We start from the raw sequence: 20,977 nt of genomic DNA, 5'->3' as shown, positions 1-20,977 counted from the left end.
CCTACCTAATCATTACATCGCCTACAATAAACTTTATCTACTTGATTTATACCTAAAACCAACCTGAATCAGGAAAAATTATCCGACGCTATTTCATGAAAGTTTACGGTCTGATTCTCTTTTGATTTACCAACTTTTTTGATCACTTTCATCTTATTCATTTTTTTAGCTTTGACCTTTCTAGGCTCAGTACCACGAATCAACCACTTTGGGGTAGTTGCATAGAAATCATCATCTAACAAATCACGATAAACAACCAATGATGAGACATAGTCAATAAATTGCTTTTTCAATTTCCTGTTTATATTCTCAATAACAATCTGTTCAGTAGCAAACCCATCTATTGAATTTATTAGAACTTTTTTAGCAAACTCAGCTTGGTAATTAAACCGAATATTACTCTTAGACTCATAGATCTGAGCATGCTTATTCAATGTGCTTTCCCACGCCTGTTTCATTTCTCTATAGAGATCAGGAAACTCACTTACTACAGAAGACTTAAAAATAAAAAAGACATTTGCAGTAAGTTTATCGACTCCATCATTTTTTATAGTCCTCTCCCAATAGCCCCAATAAGCTGTAATTGCTGATAATGGCTTACGCCGTTTACCAGCATGCATCATTTGATAGAATAAAGACGACATTGCCTTCTGCTTCAAATGCACGCCCTTCGCCTCACAACCAAACTGACATCTAACGACAACAACGTCCCCTTTCATAGCCTGATTTAAATAATTTTTTACCTTAAGCAGCCTAGTCTTATGTATAGGAATGCGTATCAATTGTTCTAGCTCAGTAGATTGCCCGCTTTCATTTTCTACCTGAATCAATTTTTTTAGAAAGATATCGTACGGATAGATGAAGTCATGTATTAAGTCATTTATTGCTTTACGATTTGCTGTCTTTGTTACATCCAAGCCTAAAATTTTTTCTAGACTTAATTGGTTTTGATCATAAACATATAAAAAATGATTCAAGAGTCTTGAGCTTAAGGTTGGACTAATCAATCCTTTAAATTCTAAAATTTTTTCGTGTTTTAACAACAATTGAATAAATTGTAGTAATGGTCTAGTAACACTATCTTCTAGGCTTTGATGATATCTACCACGAATTTGGCAATCATAATTTCCAAAAGCAGAGATTGGTGCTTCTTTGATGCTCAACATAAAAATTTCTATCTGGTCAATCAATTCTGCAAAACTGCTTTTTCGGTTTTGACTCAAGTATTCTTTATTCAATATGCTTAAATTAGCAAAATAGTCTTGGCTGTTAGCTGACAAATGCTCAGTCTTCCAAATCAACTTATTTCGTTCAATTACTGATAGCTTTAAAAGATAATATTTACCCAGAGATTCCGTTTTAATATTTTTAGTGACTTGAATATGGGAAAGATAGTCATTTCGGCTTATATAACCTTTCTCCCCAATCATTCCTAAAAATTTGTCACTAATTCGCTGATATTTTTCTATTTCCAACATGAAACCAAGCAATCCATTCCAAACCTTTGAGTTTTCTGAAGTAGAAAAATTGCTCAGCCAACGCTTTCTTTGATACTTTTCAGGAAACGTCCTAATTAAGTCTGAATTAAAGTTCCTTATCCGAAGAATTATGTCTGGGTACAATGGATCTAAATACTTATTCAATAACTTTTCTAAAACAGACTGAATCACAAACTCTTCAAAAACTACCTTTTCATCATGATTGATCAAGACAATAACAAAATATTCCAAGGCATTGTCTACTCCTACCATTGGCTTACAAATTGTATAGACAATCTCGGGGATATTTTGAAAGCAATCCAAATGCTTATATCTATTGAGAAATAACTTTCTAAATTGAGGATCAAAAGTCTCAAACTTATGATTAATCTTAATCCTCATACCAAAGGCATAAAGTAACCCTAGGTGGTTGGTTAGCTCTTGAATATCATTTTTCCAAGTCTGCTCAATTTCAGTGAGTTGATCTAAGAATTTAGGCTCATGCGAACGCCCTCGAATCTTATTGTCTCGAAGATAGATCGCAAATCTTTTTAAAAGTTCAATGGACTGTTGTCTTCGTTCAGGCCCAGAAATTTTTTTCTGTAATAGGTTTTCATCCAGCTCATCTCCATCACGAACAGCCCTCTCGTACATGTTATTGTTCGTACTCAGCCACCATAAAAAGTAATTAAAAAAAATATTGCAGAGCTTGGTATGTTCAATAATTTTTTCTAAGTCAGGAAAAGTACTTAATTTATTTAAAGCCAAAAGTGCACTTTCAATAACTGCATTGGGTTCACCTTGAGTTTCAAATCGAGAGAGCACCGTAGCTCCCTCATTATTCAAAAGACAAATCAGCTCTTCCAGATTACTGAACAATTCAATCGTGTCTGTATATAAAAAATTTTCACATTCTTGTTGCTCTAATTTCCTATCGTCATAGAGTGATTTTAGTAATTTAAAAAATTCTTTATTTTTTATATTGTAATTTCTTTCACTATTTTGCATACATACCATCTATAAATTATTGATAAATAATTTTTTATAAAAATTAAAAAAATAGTTTATCACATAATAAATATGCATAAAAAAATTAATTTATCTTCTATATTTTTATCATTATATTTGAAATTAATACGCACATTAATTCTGTATTCAAATAGATTTATCATCTATAAATTTTATCAAATTTTTTATAGCGTAAAAAATCCCCTTACTCCGCTGGAGTACGGGGATTTTTTTAAAAGAGTGATTACATTAATTATTGATCAGGATCTCTTACCTATGAATGAACTACTGCCTAATTGATCCAAATAATCCGCCCACCGTTGCAACCACTCAGCACATTCCATTTCATAATTATGAAGGTTATACGTTCCTTCAATCCCCTTTTTGGAATGTCCTAAAACTGCTTCGGCAATATCTGTAGGACAGCCTAATCTTGATAAACCTGTTCTCACCGTTCGACGCAAGTCATGAGGATTCCAATCATCTATATCTTTCAACCAAAGTTGTTCAGGGCGGAAATTAGCCTGAACTTTATCTGGATTTTTCATTTGCCACTTTATTTCTGTCAGAGATTTTTGTTGGATGGGTAGACCTGTTCGATTTGAAGCAAATAAATATTCCTGATCTGGTTTATATAGATTATTTAAAAAACTGACGCATTGGCTAGATAATTGCACATAACGCTCAGTACTATTTTTTGAAGCTTTTAGATGCCATGTTCCTTTATCCAAATTAAAATTTTTCCATTCAGCATCACACAACTCTCCAGTACGGCAACCTGTCCACAAGGTTAAATAAAGGATGTGTTTTTGATGGGTAGTAAATCCTGATGTCGGCAACCAAGCCAATACACGTTTTAATTCCTGTTCATTTAAAACTCTTGTCCCCTTTTTACAAGTTACTTTCAGCCTTGACTGCTTGATACTCATTTTGGCTAATAAGGCAGGATTGGCAAAATTGGCAGGGAAGCGCTCTAACCCAATGGCGTATTCGTAAGCCAACGTCAATTCGGACAATACCCGTCCAGCCTGCACATTAGAACCACGATCAATAATTTCCTTGGTTAGAGCCACAACATCTTTTCGGGTCACTTCTAAGGCAATACGATTACCCAAAACCCGTACTGCATCGCCATACAGTGTTCGTCTTGTTTCAGATTGCCCTTTAGGTTTTCGAACACCCAAAACCTTTTTCCTTTCCCCAGTTCGAGGATCAGTAATCCAGTGATCTTCAATTACCTCAGTCAAATACATCTCTATCATTTGATGTACAGTGAGTTGAGATACATCGTTTTGTGCAAGCTCTTGTTCAAGCTGTTGCTGAAGCTTTTCCTGCTCTTTTTTAAGTTTTGGACAAATCCCCTGATTTCGTTCAGCCTTTAAACGAATGAGTTCTACCCTTGCCTCTGCCAGTGTAATTTGGGGAAAATTTCCGATCTTGTATTGTTTAATCGAATCATCCAAAGGACTACGATAGCGATAGAAAAAAGTCTTCATTCCTGTTTTGCCGCAATGTACCCGCAACCCCACATATTCCCCAATATCAGCCTTATCAGGATCACCAATTTTCATCTTCTCAATGGCTTTTGCTGAAAGTGCTTTTTTTATTGGCGTTTGTTGATCTATTGAACGAACCACTTTAATCCTCACAGAAAGATTGAATTATTTGCTATCCTTTTAAGCTGTCCATTTTTCCAATATTGATAAGGAATGATGTCTAGTTTAAACTAAAACAACCTACACTAAAACCTATACTAATGTTTTAGCTTAGGCTGTATTTGCTTAGATTTTCTCCTACGCCCTCGGATATTCTGTTTATGTTATACATGATTAAAAACATTGAAAATAAAGGATTTGATAATAATGAATGATAATAATAGCATAGCAGATCTTTCAAACCACACCCCAATGATGCAGCAGTATCTCAAAGTCAAAACAGACTATCAGCATGCATTGCTGTTCTACCGTATGGGTGACTTTTACGAGCTATTCTTTGAAGATGCGCATCTAGCAGCCAAACTTTTAGGTATTACCCTGACTCATCGTGGCAAAGCCAGTGGTCAACCTATTCCTATGGCTGGCGTTCCTTATCATGCAGCAGAAGGTTATCTCGCGCGTTTAGTCAAAGCTGGGCGAACTGTCGCGATCTGTGAACAAGTCGGTGAAGTCACAGGCAAAGGTCCTGTAGAACGTAAAGTTGTCCGTATTTTAACGCCAGGAACCTTAACCGATGATGCCTTACTTGGCAGCTATCAATCGTCAAATCTAGTCGCACTGTGTATTCAACAAAATCAAATTGGTTTTGCTTTGCTCGACTTGAGCGCAGGTATTTTTAAAGTTCAGCAACAAGACTATAAACCAGAGCAACTTGCAATTGAGCTGGCGCGTTTAATGCCAAGCGAAATCCTCATTGACGAAGATCTTATTGATAAGAATATTATTGAACAGATTAAAAAAAATCTGGACTGTCCAATCACCAAACGTCCAAACGTTGATTTTAATTTGAATAATGCACAAAAAACATTGTGCGATCAGTTGAGTGTTTCAACGTTATCTGGGTTTGGATTAGATCCGATTCCACTCGCGAAAGCTGCTGCCGCAGCGTTGATTCACTATGCGAAAGAAACCCAAAAAACAGCTTTACCCCATATTCGTTCAATTCAAATTGAACAAAGCACAGACTTCATTGCACTTGATCCAATCACGCGTCGTAATTTAGAAATTATTGAACCGTTGTTTGATCATGGTACATCGCTGTTCCAATTGATTAATGACTGCCAAACTGCCATGGGTGGACGCTTACTAAGCCGCACGTTAATGCAGCCTATTCGTGACACGGCAGTTTTAGATGCACGTCTTGATGCAACCGAACAACTGTTAAAGGGCTATCATGAATCGCCACTTCGTCTAGTTTTAAAAGAGATTGGCGATATTGAACGTGTGCTAAGTCGTGTTGCACTCGGCAGTGCTCGTCCACGAGATTTAGTACAACTGCGTCAAGCTTGTGCACAAATCCCTTACCTACGCCACGCCTTAGATCCTGTTTTAAAGACCCAGCAATCTAAGTTATTAATTCAATTAGATGAAGAGCTTGGTGACTTTAAGAGTCTGCATCAACATTTGATGGCTGCAATTGTTGAAAGTCCACCCGTATTACTACGTGATGGCAATGTAATTGCAGAAGGTTATGATGATGAACTGGATGAGTTACGTAAAATCCGTGATCATGCTGGACAATTCCTGATTGACTTGGAAATAAAAGAGCGCGAACGTACTGGGATCAATACCCTTAAAATCGGATACAATCGTGTCAGCGGTTATTATATTGAACTCACCCGTGCGCAGGCAGAACAAGCTCCAGCGGACTATATTCGTCGTCAAACCCTCAAAAATGCAGAGCGTTATATCACACCTGAACTGAAAGGTTTTGAAGATAAGGTTCTTTCTAGCGAATCACGTGCCCTCGCTCGTGAAAAGCTTTTGTTTGAATCATTACTCGATGAATTGCGTCAAAATATTGCACATTTACAGATGATGAGTGCTGCAATTGCCTATATTGATGTGCTAGCAAACTTTGCACATCAAGCTCGACTCAACAATTGGGCTAGACCTGAATATACGCCTGAAACCAGTATCAAAATTCAGGCAGGTCGCCACCCTGTTGTTGAAGCTTTAAATAAAGCCCCATTCACCCCAAATGACACCTTCCTAGATAGCCAACATCGTATGGCGATTATTACAGGACCAAACATGGGGGGGAAATCGACCTTTATGCGTCAGACCGCCTTGATTAGTCTGCTTGCCTATTGCGGTAGTTTTGTACCAGCTAAATCAGCAAAACTGGGTTCGATTGACCGTATCTTTACTCGTATTGGTTCTGCTGATGATTTATCGACAGGTAAATCGACCTTCATGGTGGAAATGACCGAAACCTCTCAGATCCTGCACCATGCCACCAGTCAGTCTTTAGTGCTGATGGATGAGGTTGGTCGTGGTACCAGTACTTATGACGGTCTTTCTTTGGCCTGGGCATGTGTGGTTGATTTAACCAAACGGGTGAAATGCCTGTGCCTATTCGCAACACATTATTTTGAATTAACAGAATTAGGTGGTGAAGCGGGCATTGATAACTATCATGTTACCGCACAAGAACTCAATGGCAATTTGATTTTGCTGCATAAAGTTCAACATGGCCCGGCTAGCCAAAGTCATGGTTTACAGGTTGCCAAATTAGCTGGTATCCCTGCCAACGTGATTAAAGAAGCACAAAAACGTTTGAAGATCTTGGAAAAACAACAGCATCAACATTTGCAAAGTAGCGTGCAGAATGATTTGTTTAGTGCAGTTGAACATGAGATCGAAACTCAAGTCATTGAGCGAGTTATTGAGGTTGAAAAACCATCACCTGCTTTAGAATTATTACATCAAATCGATGTCGATGATTTAACACCACGTCAGGCATTAGAGCAGCTTTATTCTCTAAAAGCTGCTCTGAAATCTTAAATGTACTTTCTGGAACAAGTTGATCATTACAGCTTGTTCCAGAACCATTTTCTGTTTATTTTTGACTGATATCACTCAACCTAAAAAGACTGAATAGATTTTTGTTCAGTATCCAACTAAGGGAAAGCACAATTAATATTCTGTTTAAGCCACTCGAACACTCAGAAATTGATTTAATCTGGCAACAGATTAGTCGGCGTGAACTGATCACTCAAATGTATATACAGCAGAGTTTAAATTTACAATTAATTGATTGTTTTTATGATGAGCAAAATTGGGATGCCTATCATTTGGAAAATGATCCCCCTTTACTCAAAAATTTACATCAACAAGGAGCTTTATGCGTAGGTGGATTTGACGAATCTAATCGACTGATTGCTGTACAGGTCGTTTCCAATCAGCACATTGCTGATTATCCTGAAGCAAAGTTACTGCAATATTTTTATGTGGATGCCGATCACCAAGGTTTAGGTATCGGTACTCAGTTGATGCAAGCTGCTATCGCATCTGCAAAGCAACTCAATGCAAAACAACTCTATATTTCGGCTACCCCAAGTAAGCGCACTGTAGACTTTTATCTTAAACAAAGTGCCCAACTTTTAGCACAACCTGATCAGCAGTTGTTTGAACGAGAACCAGAAGACATTCACTTGCTCTACACGCTTTAAGTGCTAACCAAGCAGAAATGAAAGCATGAAGATGGCTCAACCTCGTTAATTAGCTGTTTTAACTGAGAATAAAAATAAGATTCAGTTGCAATGATTAGGTCAATTGAGCTGACCATCACTTTATTTTTTAGTCAAAAAATCTTAGCACCCGATAATATTTTCTTTATTATCAATATATTAATTCATTTTTCATATGTATAAATAAACAATATCAATAAAAGCAATTGTTTGTTTACCCCTTTTTTGCCTACAATACCTCATTCCAAACAAAAAACCGTATTTTTAGGTAGCTGTCGCCATGACCTTTGTTGTCACTGAAAATTGTATTAAATGTAAATATCAAGATTGTGTTGAAGTTTGCCCTGTAGACTGTTTCTACGAAGGTCCTAACTTCCTTGTTATCAATCCAGATGAATGTATCGACTGTGCTCTATGTGAACCAGAATGCCCAGCAAATGCAATTTTCTCTGAAGATGAATTACCAGAAGGTCAAGAAGTCTTTATCGAACTCAATGCTGAATTATCAGAAAAATGGGCGGGTAATAACATCACGCAAATTGGTGAACAGCCAGCAGACCGTGAAGAATGGAATGGTAAGCCAGACAAGCTACAATATTTAGAAAAATAATTCAAAAGGCCAGTTTTACTGGTCTTTTTTATACCTGAACCACACATTTCTTTGCAATTACATCATTATTCATGCGCTATTTTGCATTAAAATAGTACGCCTACAGATTTTGAACTGCCTTTTTATGATGCGAAATAAATTACAGGGTCTATTATCATTATTTATCATCCCTGTGATGATGGCGGGCTGTACCAGCTCAACGACAAAAGTAAATCAGCAGCAAGGTAAAAGAATTTACATTCCCCAAGAACAAGTCACTTTTACCCGCCCCATCCCAAACAAAGTTGAACCTGCCTCTTATCGCCAATGGCTGAATCAAGGTGAAAACTATGCACGTGTTCGAGAATATGAACAATTTCTAACCCGTAATAATGTGGCACATATTATTCCAAGTTTTGAATTATTACGTACTGCTCGGGACTGGCAAAAATGCGGTCGTACTGAATATATGGTGCCTAACCGTGAATTGTGGAACAACTCCCTTTCGACCTTACGTGTCTTTAAATACTTAATTGCAGCCAAAATCTTGACCGATTTTGAGGTGACTTCTGTCTATCGAGACTTGCCACTCAATCAATGTGCAGGTGGTGCTGGCTCGTCGAAACACTTATTCAATTCAGCCATCGATTTTCGTATTGGACCTGAATATCCTCAACCGCAAGACTATGCCTATATTGAACAAACCAAGTTTAAGCTATGTCAGTTCTGGGCCCAGCATGGTCAAAGCCTAGATTTAGGCATTGGTTTATATAGTTCTGGTCAAATCCATATCGATACTCAAGGCTATCGGACATGGGGACCTGACTTGACCCGTAATAGTTCAATGTGTAATTTCTAAAACAGATATCTGAATAAAAAGAGATCAAAATGATCTCTTTTTTTGTTTCAATCATGCGGATTCATGCCGCAATAAAATTGCACTCTGAGCATAAACGTTTAAAATGCAGAGCTAACAAATTGGTAGGTAAACTTGATTATGCAACAGATGTGGACCGAGATTGATGACTATATCAATTCACATTTAATTCCCACAGACCCTAGACTTCAACATGCATTAGATAATACTGATACTCAAGGCTTTTCTAATCATTTGGCTGTTGCACCTAATCAAGGTATGTTTTTGCAAATGTTGATTCAAATGAATCAATGCAAACGCGTATTAGAACTCGGTACATTCGGTGCCTATAGTACCATTTGGCTAGCCAAGGCCCTTCCTGAAGATGGCTATCTACTGACGGTTGAAGGACGCGATACTCACGTGGTTATCGCTCAAGAAAATATTGATTATGCCAATATGCCGACCAATATCGAACTCAAAAAAGGTCGTGGTGCCGATATTATGAATCAGCTGATTGCTGAAGACAGCGAAGCATTTGATTTGATCTTTATTGATGCCGATAAGCAAAGCTACCGAGAGTATTTTGAACTCAGTCTAAAACTGTCTCATCCAGGCACAATCATTGTATTAGATAATGTGATTCGTGCAGGTGCGATCATTGATGAAAATAACAAGAAACCAAGTATTGAAGGAATCCGTGAAGCATTCACCGCTTTGAAAGATCATCCTCAGCTGCTTTCTTGCACAGCTTTGCAAACGGTTGGTTCAAAAGGCCATGATGGTTTTGCCATTGCAATCGTAAAATAGAGATTAAAAAACAACCTATTTAATTTAGTTGTGCAATATCAATAAATTATATTTATCTCCAGTGCTTTTCCATACAGTTATCCACAGGAATTGCGGATAACTATATGGAATAAAATGAATCACTTAGCAACTAATAGTGGAACAATGGCATTTCGGAAGATCGTCGTCGTGATACTGCCCAAGAAGAATTGATGAATTTTACTGTGACTAAATGCACCTAATACAATCAATTGAATATCATGTTCTCTTTGATATTCAAGAATATTTTGTGCTACATCACCATAACGATAGACTGAAACCACTTCCAGACCTGCATCAGTGAGATACTTTTCAGGTTCGGCCAACATTTCCGGATGATCACCTACATAGAGCAAATGGCATTGTAATGTTTTCAACAAGTCACTTTGAGCAATGCGTTGCAACATCTTTTGGCAGGTCGGTGAATATTCATAAGCAAAGATAAAGCGTTTCGGTGGCTGGAAATGTTCCCCAACGGTAATAACCGTACAATTTGCACCACGAATAAAGTTTTCAACATTACTTCCAATCGGCTTGTTCTTCTCAGCAGCTCGCTCACCCACTCGACCGATAATCACCACATCATTTTCATTGAGAAGATTAAAGCTTTGCTCAAGAAAATCGCCTTTTTCCTGAATTTTGGTACTGCTTAGACCGTACTGTTTTTCGATCAACTCAGAAATGTGATTCAGCAAATTATTACTATAATCGAGTGCTAACTCACTCTGTTTTTGTTCCAACTCTGCGAGTTCTTTAAGTAGCATGGCATTACTTTCAAAGCCAATCACGCCACTGATTTCACCTAAATGGTAGCTAGCTGGGTAATAGTCCAGGATTTGCAACAATACCAACTCTCTTTGCGTTTGTTTCGCAACCCATACTGCTGCTTCTGCAACAGCATCAATGCAGGGTGAAGAATCAATACATGCAATTACACGGTTCATTTTCGCCTCTCTCTAGGTATGTACCTTAGGTCTTCTACTTATTTTTAACTTAACATAGATAAAAGCATGGTGGGTTAAATTTATGTATCGAATCTCATACACTTTTTTATTCGCTTCGGTAACGAATTAATTTTGCGGGGTTCCCTGCAACCACTGCATAATCCTCAACATTTTTGGTCACCATACTGTTCATTCCAACCACAGCATGATCGCCAATTTTGACTCCATCTTTAATTCCGACGTGCGCTCCTAGCCAGACATCTCGACCAATCTCAATGCCTTTAGACGTAACAGGTTGTTGATAGATCGGACGATCCATTTCCATGCCATGATCAAATGCATATAGATGACTATAAGCCGCAATTCGAACTTGATCATGCAACTTAATCCCTGTACGACCGCCATCTAAAATACAATGATGGTTAATTGCCACTTCATTGCCAATTTCTAAAGGGCCATGCAAAGTACAATCTGCAGCAATAAAGGTATTATCTCCGATACTGATCTTGCGACCACGTTCAGCAAAGATATGGGCCAAGGGTGAAATAAAGCAGTTTTGACCAATTTCAACCGTTTCCATATCCATCAAATAGGCTTGGTACTCGGCTTGCCATGCTTCAGCCCATTCGCGATGTTTGGGTTTTAAAGTCCAATATAACCATGGCATATAGTTCAAACGATGCTTATGCTGCTCTCGGTATTTTAATAAAGGATCATTCATCATGTGCGTGTTCCTCTAGGACTTTCAGCTGCTCACGTCCTCTACTCACATCTTGCAGTTTTAACCTTAATGGTTCAATTTGATGCACTTGAACTCGTGCCTCAATCACGACACCTGTTTCGGTATATTGTTCTTGATACTCGATCTGCTGCTGCATCAGCTCATATTGCATAATCGCCCATTCATTGAACAAACACGCAAAACGAATTTCTTGCTTTTCAATCAATTCGATTTTTTCTGCCAAGAGCAAACATTGTCCTGCGCAACCACCGTAGGCACGAACCAAACCACCTGTACCCAGTTTAATTCCACCATACCAACGATTCACTAATACAATCACATTGGTTAAATCATTACCTTCAATGGTGGCAAGTATTGGCCGCCCTGCTGTTCCTGAAGGTTCGCCATCATCATTAAAACGAACATGATGGCCGATCTTCCATGCCCAGCATTGATGCGTGGTGGATAAGTCTTTGTTTTGTTCTAAAAAAATTTTCACTTGTTGTTCATTTTCAACAACTGCTGCAATCGCTTGGAAACGACTTTTTTTAATGTCTTCTTCAAAAGTTACCGAACTGGCAAGGGTGAATGGCATAGAACATGATTAAAAATTTAAAACGCGATTATAGCTTTTTACAGCACAAATAAAAAACCTCGCATCAAGCGAGGTTTTCAATCAGCACAAGTTAGCGTTCACGCAATGCTTCTTTGGCTTTATTAAACGGTTTCAACAAGTAATCCATAATGGTTTTTTGTCCAGTACGAATATCCACTGTCGCTACCATCCCTGGAGTAATACTGAATGCCTTACCCGCTTTGTTATATAAACGGTCAGAATCAGTACGAATGTATACACGATAATAGAACTGATCTTGCTTGACCTCATCACGAATGGTATCTGGGGATATCACAGTCACTTTACCGTCTAACCCGCCATAAATTGAGTAATCATAGGCGGTAATTTTGACTAAAGCTTCTTGCCCCGGGCGAATAAACGCAATATCACGCGGTGAGATACGCGCTTCAATCAGCAATTTATCCTCTAAAGGAACAATGGTCATCAACTTACCATTCTGAGGAATAACACCACCTAGGGTCGTAACATCAATTTCTTTCACTACGCCACGTACAGGTGCTTTAAATACCGCACGTTCTAAACTGTCATTTCGACCATTCACAATCTGCTGCTGAGTTTGAATATCGGTATTCGCCTTAGACAATTCTTCTCGTGCTTTGACATAGTACTGGTTGCGCGTATCATTGATTTTATTGTTTAAATCATTGGCTTCACGCTTTAAACGTAATACTTCAACCTCACTGGCCGCCCCTTTTGCCACCAATGGTTCTGTCATTGCCAGTTCTTGTCTTACCAACTTAGCTGCTTGCTCGTAACCTTCAATTGACTGTTCCAAATTAGCACGTCGTGACAAATATAGCGCTGTTTCTTCTTGCACCAATTTAGGACTCTTTTGCACGTCTTCAGGAAAACTTAATGGTGAACCCGTCACTTCAGCACGTAAACGTGCTGCAGTTGCCTGTGCTGAAGTCAGTAAAGACTTTGACTCTCCAACATTCGATGCAAATCGGGTTGGATCAAGTTGTGCAAGAATTTGCCCCTTTTCAACCACATCACCTTCATTGACATCAAGTTTAGTGAGAATTCCCCCTTCAAGTGATTGAATAATCTGCTCTTTTGAAGAGGGAATCACTTTCCCCGTACCCGTTGAAACCTCTTCTAGATTAAATAACCATGCCCAGATTAAGAGTGAAAGTAAACCAATCCCAATCATCCAAACAACAAGCGTCGAACGAGGTAACTTTGGTTCATTATAAGTTACGTTCATGGGACGACTGCTGTTCTGTTGTTGTTCACTCATAAAATTTCCTCAAAGTATTAAACTATTTTTTGTTTTATTGATGATTGTTGTAAAACTTGATCTACAGGTCCATCCATGACGATCTTGCCTTCATTCATGACAATAATTCGGTCAACCAATTCCAAAACTGCACGTCGATGCGTTGCAACAACTAAAGTTCGATAACCAAGCCAAGTTTTTAAGTGATCAATCAATTGCTTTTCGGCCACATCATCAATGGCAGCAGTTGGTTCATCTAGCAATAAGATATTCGGCTGACGAATCAATAAACGCGCCAACAATAAGGCTTGTCGTTGTCCCCCAGAGAAACCAACGCCACCTTCTAATACCAAATGATCTAGGCCTTCTTTCTTTTCATGCACAAAACTCAGTGCACCAGTCACTTTTAGTACCTTTAATATATCCTCGTCACGCGCTAGAGGTGCGCCAAGGGTTAAGTTTTCACGGATGGTGCCATAAAATAGATGTGCATTTTGATTAAGTAAGCCCATATCACGACGCACATCGGCAGGATCAATCAAACTAATATCCAGATCATCTAAATACACTGAGCCAGAATTCGGAAACTGCATCGCAGATAAAATCTGTAATAAGGTCGATTTACCTGCACCATTGCGTCCTAGAATTGCAATACGCTCACCTGCACGAATCTTAAGTTGTGGAATAACCAAACTTGGGCGTGGGTCATCTTCCGTATATTGGAACACCACTTTTTTCAACTCATAATCGCCATGCAACACTTCTTTATGTACCAAATGTGCTTGATCTGGTTGATCGACAGGTTTCTGCATTAACTCATCTAAGCTTTTCTTCGCCACTTTTGCCTGTTGCAAACGTCCCAAAATACCCGTGATTTGTGAAATTGGTGCCAACATCCGTGAAGATAAAATCGAACACGCCACCAAAGCACCTGTGGTCATATCGCCTTTCATCACCGCAAAACAACCCACTAGAATCACAGCTGCATAAGTTAGCCCCTGAATCTTTTGCGTCCACGCAGTCAGTACCCCCACAATCTTACGTTGCTGCATACTGATATCAGCAGACACTTCGTTCATATGGTTCCACTGGTTTTGGAAACGTGACTCCGCGCGTAATAATTTAATATCTTCAATACCCTGTACTGCTTCTACTAAAATTGCATTTCGAATCGAAGATTCACGCATCCCTTCTTGTGCAAGCTGTGCCAATTTATTTTGTGCCAAAATTGCAGGCAAGATCATTAGAGGCACGACCAATAACATGACCCAAAATAAGTTACCACCAATGATTGCGAAGATAATCAGGAATAAAAAGAAAAAGGGTAAATCGGCAATGGCCCCCATGGTCGTTGATGTCACTAGATCTCGAACACCTTCTAACTCACGGATCTGAGAAATAAAGGTTCCCGTTGACTTAGAGCGCTCACTATTCTTAATCCGAATTGCATGACCAAATACGCGATCAGAAATTCGTAAATCTGCCCTTTTACCAATAATATCTGAGATATAAACCCGTGAAAGTCTTAATACAAACTCAAAAATCGCAGCAATGAGTACACCACTCGCAAGTACCCAAAGTGTTGGAATCGACTGTGATGGAACAACTCGGTCATAGACTTGCATTGAAAAAATAATCGTGGCCAAGGCCAAAATATTGGCAATCATTGAGGCCAACATGATATCGATATAGCGTTTCCAGTCTTGCAATACAATTGACCAAAACCAGCTTGCCTCGTATGGTTTGATATATTCATCAATACGCGCATCGGGTACTGACTGTTCAGGGCGGAGCACATATACATTTTTAATAATATGCTTCAATGCGCCAACGGCAAATTTTTGGGATAGACCTTGATCGCCACTTAGTTGAACACTGACATGGCCTGAACCGTCAGCTTTATCAATAACACCAACCTGCCCGTCGGCTAATTCTACCAATACAGGTAAACGCCAAGGGTTAATCACGTCGTCGCTAAAGGCAACTCTTCTAAGGTTTAATCCAACCTGTCTGCTGATTAACACTAAAACTTCATCTAGATTCTGGTTTTGATTCCAGTCAAGCTGCAGGCGAATCCGTTCCTCAGAAGGTTCAATTCGATAATGCTTTGCAATGGTCAGTATGGCTTGTAACCAAGGCTGATAGTTTATTTTTGTAGTAATCATGGTTGTACCTCAAATCCTTGGATTTTTATATTATTGAGGTCATAGGCTTGGCGAGAACGTCCTGTTGCAGCAATATATTGAGCAATACTGCTGTAAATGTCATAACGTGCTGTTTCTGCCTCTGAATTCGCACTATGAATCGCCTGTTCTGCATTTAACAGATCAACCAGAGTCCGTGTTCCCAACTTATATTGTTCTTGATAAAGTTCTCTTGTTCGTATTGTTGTTGCTTGTTGTCCTGCTAAAACCTGCATTTGACGTTGTTTGTTTTCAATTTGTTCTCTGCTGGTTCGAATCTGATCCAATACTTTTAAATACACCGCATTGACTTGTGCTTTTGCTGCCTCTTCAGCAAAACTAGCCGCACGAGTTTTCGAGGATGTGGCCCCACCTTGATAGAACTGGCTACTAGCTTCCAACATAATCGCACTATCGAACCCACCCTCTTTATCATTTCCAGGGTTCCTACCATGTAAAGCTTGACTCAGTTCTCCTTTTACAGATAGTGTCGGATAATTACTAATCTGTGTCTGTAATTTTTGATTACGGGCAACCTCAATTCCAGCCTGAGCTGCGATCATTTGTGGAATGGTATTGAACTGCGGTGCAGCATATAAATCTGATTGTTTTACAAAATCTTCTGAAATCGCCCATTGTACATTTCGTGTATCAAAACCTAATAAGGTATACAAATGCTGCTGATATTGGCTCAGCAAAGATTGTTGCGCGATCATCGCTGATTGAGCGGATTGCAAATAAGATTGGGCCTGTATCGGATCAGCCTGACTACTAATTCCCGCATTAGCACGCAGATTAGCCATCTCTTGGATACGCTTAATCCCTGCGATTTGCTGATTCGCAATCTGGATCAGTTTTTGATAACGCTGAATATTAACAATTGTTTGCGCAACATCTAATGAAATATCATCAATTTTCACTAGAACATTCGCTTGCCCAACCACAACTTTGGCTTTTTCGACATCAACACCTGATTTAACTTTACCAAAGTCATAAAGCATTTGTGCAGCACTTAAAGTGAGTAACTGTTGGCCTCGAGTACTTTTTTGCCCAAATCACCTGTGCTGACCCCACCACCTATCTGTGGATAGTAGCCAGATTTGGCAACATCAATATTGGCATTTTGTGAGGCTAATGATGAAATTCCTTGCGAAATTTCAGGGTTCCGCTGTACCGCAATCTGTACCGCATCTTTGAGTACTTTTCGCTGATTCTGCCAGAAAGCAGCAGGAACGGTATCGACTTGAGGACGGCCTGATCCAACCACAGGCAAATCACTCCCGAGTGAAGCATCAACAGAAAAATTACTTAATTTCTGCATTTGTGCCACTTTAAACTCATCACTACTTTTTGGGACAAAAAGCTGAGAAATATTGTTCTTTAAAGTGTGATACTGTTCACTTGGAGTTGTTGCATGTGTCATTGGCACAGACAAGGTTGCTACATAAAGTAACCACTTAAAATCCATACTTTTTTTCCATGATCCATTATTCACTTTTATATCGTTGTGCAAGTTCATATTTTTTTCGTATTGTTATCATTTCAGCATTTTCATTTTAAGCATTTTTTTATAAAAAACACTACGTTCCGCACATAATTTCATCGCTAGATATATGTATATTTTTGTAAAACAGTTCGCATTTTAATAGATTATGCCTTTATAGTGGAATCTATAAAATATATATTTATCATACAATTAGGATAAAATATAAGCCACCCCTTCATCAACAACTCAATATTTAACCATTTATTATTTTATTTACCCCAAAAAAAGAACCTTACGGTTCTTTTTTAAAAGTGATAATCGGCCGATTTAAACGACGAAATCATCACCTAAATATACTTTACGCACTTGCTCATTATCTAGAATTTCTTGTGGTGTGCCCTCTGCAATTACAGACCCTTCACTCACAATATAAGCTTTTTCACAAATTGCTAAAGTCTCACGTACGTTATGATCCGTGATCAGAACCCCAATACCACGATCCTTAAGTGTTTGAATAATATCTTTAATATCACCAACAGAAATTGGGTCGACACCAGCAAATGGTTCATCTAGAAGCATAAACTTAGGATCGGCAGCCAAAGCACGAGCAATTTCAGCACGGCGACGCTCACCACCAGACACACTCATCCCCAATGAATCCTTAATATGATTAATTTTAAAATCATTTAATAATTCATTCAGGCGTTGCTGACGTTGTTGCTTATTCAAATCTTTACGCGTTTCTAAAATTGCCATAATGTTTTCAGCAATCGTCAACTTTCTAAAGATTGAAGCTTCCTGAGGCAAATAACCAATACCTTTACGTGCACGCTCATGCATCGCCAGATCAGACAAGTCCAGATTATCTAAATGAATCTCGCCTTTATCCATACGAACCAAACCGACGACCATATAAAAGCTCGTCGTTTTACCTGCACCATTTGGCCCAAGCAGACCAACAATTTGTCCACTTTGCATAGTAAAAGAAACATCTTTTACTACCCAACGTTTACTGTAGTTCTTCGCTAAGTGCTTGATACAGAGCGTCTGTGGTTGCTGCATTGATTGTTCCATTAATCACGCGCCCCTGGGAAACTTTTTGAACTTGAAGGTGGAATAATAATTTGCACACGGTTAGTTGAAGATCCTTGTGCCTCTACATCACCTTTATTCATGCTGTATTTTAAGCTATTACCACGAATGCTTGAGCCATCCTGATAAAGGTATGCTTTACCCGTTAAAGTAAGAATACCCGTATCTGCATTGTACACGATCGTCTGTGCTTCACCTCGAGCTAAGCCCTTATTGGTATCCATTTGCTGCTGGAACTTTGCTGGCTGACCTTTGGCCGTAATGATTTGAATTTCTTTTTTGCTATTTAAATTTGCAACAAGTGAATCAGCTTGAAGCTTCATGGTGCCTTGTTCGATCACAACATTGCCTGTATAGGTCGTTATACCTGTTTTATCATTATAGGTTGCACGATCCGCAACCAAAGAAAGCTGTTGGTTACGATCCGATGGCAAAGCAAAACTAGCTGCAGAAGAAAGTGCAACAACAGCAACGCAGCTTAGTTGTTTAAGGAAAGTAGAACGAGATTTGGAATTAAGAACTTGGCGCATACTTTCCTCGAATTTTATAAAACTCATATTGACCATTATTTAAATTAGCCTTAAGACCTTGACTCACAAATTCAGCAGATGGTGATTGAACTATCACCTGATGTTGTGTTTCAAGCTCTCTTGTTTTTGGGTAACCAGTGAGTTCATCCGTATGAAACTCTAATTTGTTACCTTGATCGGACAGTTTCGTTGCAACAACATCTCCAAGCAAAATGACTTTAGTATTATCATCATAGCCATTTGCTTGTTTTGCATAGAATGTTGCATCAGGTTTGCCCTGTTTGTACATCACCGCATTCAGTTGATCAAGCTGGGAGGTTTTTTGTTGCATATTCTGTTGTAGCTGTTTAACTTCAGCTCGCATATACAAATTGCCCTGCTCGTCAGTTTGAGTTAAATGAACACCCTGGGCTGAATAGGTCATATTCTTGGCTGAATCAACATCCAACTTTTTTGCTTTGCCACTGTAGTAATAGTAGCCACCACTTATAGAAGCGACTACAACAGCAACAACATATAAAACTTTGGTATCCATAAACAGGGTTACCTAACCTTTGAGCGAATCAACACTATATTAATGTGGTACAGCAAGATATTTTTCAAGCAGTTCTTGGTAAACACCTTTTGCCATCAACAACATATCGCATACTTCTCGTACAGCACCACGACCACCCATCGCTTGGGTCACTAAATTAGCACGACGACGTACTTCTTCATGTCCATTAGGCACAGTAACTTTCATACCAGCGATAGCAAATGCAGATAGATCAGGCCAGTCATCGCCCATATAAATACAATCTTCGGGCAATAGATCCAATTGAGCACAAGCTTCACGCAATGCCACCCCTTTATCTTCACGTCCTTGGAATACCAAATCTACACCAAGATCAGACATCCGTTTTTCAACAATCTGACTTTTTCGACCTGTGATAATAATTACTTTCATACCCGCTTGTTGAACCAGCTTCATTCCCAAGCCATCACGGATATCAAATGATTTAATCTCATCACCTGAATTGGTTAATGTAACAAAGCCATCGCTTAAAATCCCATCCACATCAAGTACCAGTGCTTTTAAATGACGTGCTTGTTCTTGTAAAGCATAAGATGCCATGGCTTAATTTACTCCTGCCTGAATGAGGTCATGCATACTAATCACACCAATCACTTTATTGGCATCATCAACAACTACAAATTGATTCACTTTTCTGTCATGCATTTTTTCTAAAGCTTTCACCGCACGCGCTTCTTGTGAAATCGTTAGTGGATTTTTAGTCATTACTTCAGAAACCGCTAAGTTCACATCGAAGCCTTGTTGCTGGTCAATCATACGACGTAAATCACCATCGGTAAAAATACCCAATAAGGTATCATTTTCATCGACAATCGTGGTTAAACCCAGACGCTTATCAGAAATTTCATATAACACTTTATTCATTGGTGTATCTGGGCGAACCTTTGGTAATTCTGAACCTGTATGCATCAAATGCTTCACATGCAAAAGCAACCGTTTACCTAGGGCTCCAGCTGGATGTGAACGCGCAAAATCATCCGCAGTAAAACCGCGTGCTTCTAATAGCGCAACAGCTAATGCATCCCCCAACACTAATGTTGCTGTAGTGCTTGATGTTGGTGCTAAGCCTAAAGGACAAGCCTCGTCAGCTAAACCTAATGTCAATGCCACATCTGCATTTTGAGGCATTGGTCCTTTATTATCCCGACTAATGGTAATTAAAGGCACAGCTAAATGCTTGATTAAAGGCATTAACATCATGATTTCATCACTCTTGCCTGAGTTAGAAATTGCAATCAGTACATCACCACGCACTAACATTCCTAGATCACCATGGCCTGCTTCACCTGGATGCATAAAGAAAGATGGTGTTCCAGTCGATGCAAAGGTAGCTGCCATTTTACGACCGATATGACCAGACTTACCCATACCAGTTACAACAACACGTCCTTGGCATTGCAAAAGGATTTCGCATGCAATATCGAAGCGTTCATCAATTTGCGCAGTTAAGACATCTATGGCTTGTTGTTCGACACGCAACGTTTCTAATGCGCTTTTTTGGAAATCTATAGTGTGTGACATATGAGTTTGACTCAAAATAATACTCTATCCACCTGATGGTAGATGATTTTAATCAAAAGAATGGTGGCGATTCTAACATATCTGCAAATCATACACGTTTCTAAATGTATAAGTTTTCATGAA

Annotated in this window: 17 protein-coding genes and 1 pseudogene; 5 read left to right on the top strand and 13 right to left on the bottom strand. The window is 38.9% G+C overall.

All coding sequences use genetic code 11. The features are described 5' to 3' along the window. Positions 1-68: 68 nt before the first annotated feature. Both F885_RS14610 and F885_RS14615 read right to left on the bottom strand, forming a co-directional pair. Positions 69-2,486 carry a hypothetical protein gene (locus F885_RS14610; protein ID WP_005314339.1) on the bottom strand — a complete coding sequence of 806 codons (2,418 nt, stop codon included), beginning with the start codon at positions 2,484-2,486 and terminating at the stop codon, positions 69-71. Between the two features lie 260 nt (positions 2,487-2,746). After that, the gene (locus F885_RS14615) at positions 2,747-4,123 is read right to left on the bottom strand and encodes a tyrosine-type recombinase/integrase (RefSeq protein ID WP_005314335.1); all 1,377 of its coding nucleotides are present in this window, start codon (positions 4,121-4,123) and stop codon (positions 2,747-2,749) included. A 225-nt stretch (positions 4,124-4,348) separates the two neighbouring features. Here F885_RS14615 and mutS point away from each other — a divergent pair, with 225 nt between their 5' ends. From mutS to F885_RS14640, 5 genes are all read left to right on the top strand, one after another. Continuing rightward, the gene (mutS, locus tag F885_RS14620) at positions 4,349-6,988 is read left to right on the top strand and encodes a DNA mismatch repair protein MutS (RefSeq protein WP_005314332.1); all 2,640 of its coding nucleotides are present in this window, start codon (positions 4,349-4,351) and stop codon (positions 6,986-6,988) included. A gap of 101 nt (positions 6,989-7,089) precedes the next feature. Further along, on the top strand, positions 7,090-7,656 hold the full coding sequence (locus F885_RS14625; protein ID WP_005202516.1) for a GNAT family N-acetyltransferase: 567 nt from the start codon (positions 7,090-7,092) through the stop codon (positions 7,654-7,656). 298 nt (positions 7,657-7,954) lie between these two features. Next, positions 7,955-8,284 (top strand): ferredoxin FdxA, encoded by a 330-nt coding sequence (gene fdxA / locus F885_RS14630; RefSeq protein WP_004652744.1) that lies wholly within the window; start codon positions 7,955-7,957, stop codon positions 8,282-8,284. A gap of 124 nt (positions 8,285-8,408) precedes the next feature. Continuing rightward, the gene (locus F885_RS14635; protein ID WP_004808415.1) at positions 8,409-9,122 is read left to right on the top strand and encodes a D-Ala-D-Ala carboxypeptidase family metallohydrolase; all 714 of its coding nucleotides are present in this window, start codon (positions 8,409-8,411) and stop codon (positions 9,120-9,122) included. Positions 9,123-9,260: 138 nt separating this feature from the next. Next, the gene (locus F885_RS14640) at positions 9,261-9,929 is read left to right on the top strand and encodes an O-methyltransferase (protein ID WP_005202514.1); all 669 of its coding nucleotides are present in this window, start codon (positions 9,261-9,263) and stop codon (positions 9,927-9,929) included. 119 nt (positions 9,930-10,048) lie between these two features. Here the strand turns inward: F885_RS14640 and F885_RS14645 are convergent, their stop codons facing one another. The 11 genes and pseudogenes from F885_RS14645 to F885_RS14690 form a co-directional block, all read right to left on the bottom strand. Next, positions 10,049-10,891, bottom strand: coding sequence for a universal stress protein (locus F885_RS14645; protein WP_005314330.1), 843 nt, complete (start codon positions 10,889-10,891; stop codon positions 10,049-10,051). Between the two features lie 106 nt (positions 10,892-10,997). After that, complete coding sequence (locus F885_RS14650) at positions 10,998-11,615, bottom strand: acyltransferase (RefSeq protein WP_005202512.1); 618 nt, start codon at positions 11,613-11,615, stop codon at positions 10,998-11,000. Beyond that, the gene (locus F885_RS14655; RefSeq protein ID WP_005202511.1) at positions 11,605-12,207 is read right to left on the bottom strand and encodes an IMPACT family protein; all 603 of its coding nucleotides are present in this window, start codon (positions 12,205-12,207) and stop codon (positions 11,605-11,607) included. The genes F885_RS14650 and F885_RS14655 overlap by 11 nt, the downstream gene beginning before the upstream one ends. 91 nt (positions 12,208-12,298) lie before the next feature. Then, positions 12,299-13,489 (bottom strand): HlyD family type I secretion periplasmic adaptor subunit, encoded by a 1,191-nt coding sequence (locus F885_RS14660; protein WP_005202510.1) that lies wholly within the window; start codon positions 13,487-13,489, stop codon positions 12,299-12,301. A gap of 17 nt (positions 13,490-13,506) precedes the next feature. Continuing rightward, positions 13,507-15,630, bottom strand: a complete 2,124-nt coding sequence (locus F885_RS14665) for a type I secretion system permease/ATPase (protein WP_032859133.1) — start codon at positions 15,628-15,630, stop codon at positions 13,507-13,509. Further along, positions 15,630-17,119, bottom strand: a pseudogene (locus tag F885_RS21425) (TolC family protein). The gene F885_RS14665 and the pseudogene F885_RS21425 overlap by 1 nt, the downstream one beginning before the upstream one ends. A 345-nt stretch (positions 17,120-17,464) precedes the next feature. After that, on the bottom strand, positions 17,465-18,211 hold the full coding sequence (gene lptB / locus F885_RS14670; protein ID WP_017402170.1) for an LPS export ABC transporter ATP-binding protein: 747 nt from the start codon (positions 18,209-18,211) through the stop codon (positions 17,465-17,467). Next, the gene (gene lptA, locus F885_RS14675) at positions 18,211-18,759 is read right to left on the bottom strand and encodes a lipopolysaccharide transport periplasmic protein LptA (RefSeq protein WP_005202505.1); all 549 of its coding nucleotides are present in this window, start codon (positions 18,757-18,759) and stop codon (positions 18,211-18,213) included. Before lptA ends, lptB begins: the two co-directional genes overlap by 1 nt. Next, a complete protein-coding gene (lptC, locus tag F885_RS14680) occupies positions 18,743-19,294 on the bottom strand; it encodes an LPS export ABC transporter periplasmic protein LptC (RefSeq protein WP_004808434.1) in 552 nt (183 codons plus the stop codon). Before lptC ends, lptA begins: the two co-directional genes overlap by 17 nt. Positions 19,295-19,333: 39 nt before the next feature. Further along, positions 19,334-19,873, bottom strand: a complete 540-nt coding sequence (locus F885_RS14685; RefSeq protein WP_005202504.1) for a KdsC family phosphatase — start codon at positions 19,871-19,873, stop codon at positions 19,334-19,336. Positions 19,874-19,876: 3 nt separating this feature from the next. Further along, positions 19,877-20,854 (bottom strand): KpsF/GutQ family sugar-phosphate isomerase, encoded by a 978-nt coding sequence (locus F885_RS14690; protein ID WP_005202503.1) that lies wholly within the window; start codon positions 20,852-20,854, stop codon positions 19,877-19,879. Positions 20,855-20,977 lie beyond the last annotated feature (123 nt).

The sequence above is a fragment of the Acinetobacter higginsii genome, from assembly GCF_000369845.1.
Classification (GTDB): domain Bacteria; phylum Pseudomonadota; class Gammaproteobacteria; order Pseudomonadales; family Moraxellaceae; genus Acinetobacter; species Acinetobacter higginsii.
Note: the sequence above shows the minus strand (reverse complement) of the source record. Positions and strands in the feature narration are given on the sequence as shown.

Excerpts from the sequence above, each read along its gene's own strand:
- F885_RS14610 (WP_005314339.1), bottom strand. The coding sequence starts at position 2,486 with ATGCAAAATAGTGAAAGAAATTACAATATAAAAAATAAAGAATTTTTT.
- mutS (WP_005314332.1), top strand. The coding sequence starts at position 4,349 with ATGAATGATAATAATAGCATAGCAGATCTTTCAAACCACACCCCAATG.
- fdxA (WP_004652744.1), top strand. The coding sequence starts at position 7,955 with ATGACCTTTGTTGTCACTGAAAATTGTATTAAATGTAAATATCAAGAT.
- F885_RS14635 (WP_004808415.1), top strand. The coding sequence starts at position 8,409 with ATGATGCGAAATAAATTACAGGGTCTATTATCATTATTTATCATCCCT.
- F885_RS14640 (WP_005202514.1), top strand. The coding sequence starts at position 9,261 with ATGCAACAGATGTGGACCGAGATTGATGACTATATCAATTCACATTTA.
- F885_RS14645 (WP_005314330.1), bottom strand. The coding sequence starts at position 10,891 with ATGAACCGTGTAATTGCATGTATTGATTCTTCACCCTGCATTGATGCT.
- F885_RS14650 (WP_005202512.1), bottom strand. The coding sequence starts at position 11,615 with ATGATGAATGATCCTTTATTAAAATACCGAGAGCAGCATAAGCATCGT.
- F885_RS14655 (WP_005202511.1), bottom strand. The coding sequence starts at position 12,207 with ATGCCATTCACCCTTGCCAGTTCGGTAACTTTTGAAGAAGACATTAAA.
- F885_RS14660 (WP_005202510.1), bottom strand. The coding sequence starts at position 13,489 with ATGAGTGAACAACAACAGAACAGCAGTCGTCCCATGAACGTAACTTAT.
- lptB (WP_017402170.1), bottom strand. The coding sequence starts at position 18,211 with ATGGAACAATCAATGCAGCAACCACAGACGCTCTGTATCAAGCACTTA.
- lptA (WP_005202505.1), bottom strand. The coding sequence starts at position 18,759 with ATGCGCCAAGTTCTTAATTCCAAATCTCGTTCTACTTTCCTTAAACAA.
- lptC (WP_004808434.1), bottom strand. The coding sequence starts at position 19,294 with ATGGATACCAAAGTTTTATATGTTGTTGCTGTTGTAGTCGCTTCTATA.
- F885_RS14685 (WP_005202504.1), bottom strand. The coding sequence starts at position 19,873 with ATGGCATCTTATGCTTTACAAGAACAAGCACGTCATTTAAAAGCACTG.
- F885_RS14690 (WP_005202503.1), bottom strand. The coding sequence starts at position 20,854 with ATGTCACACACTATAGATTTCCAAAAAAGCGCATTAGAAACGTTGCGT.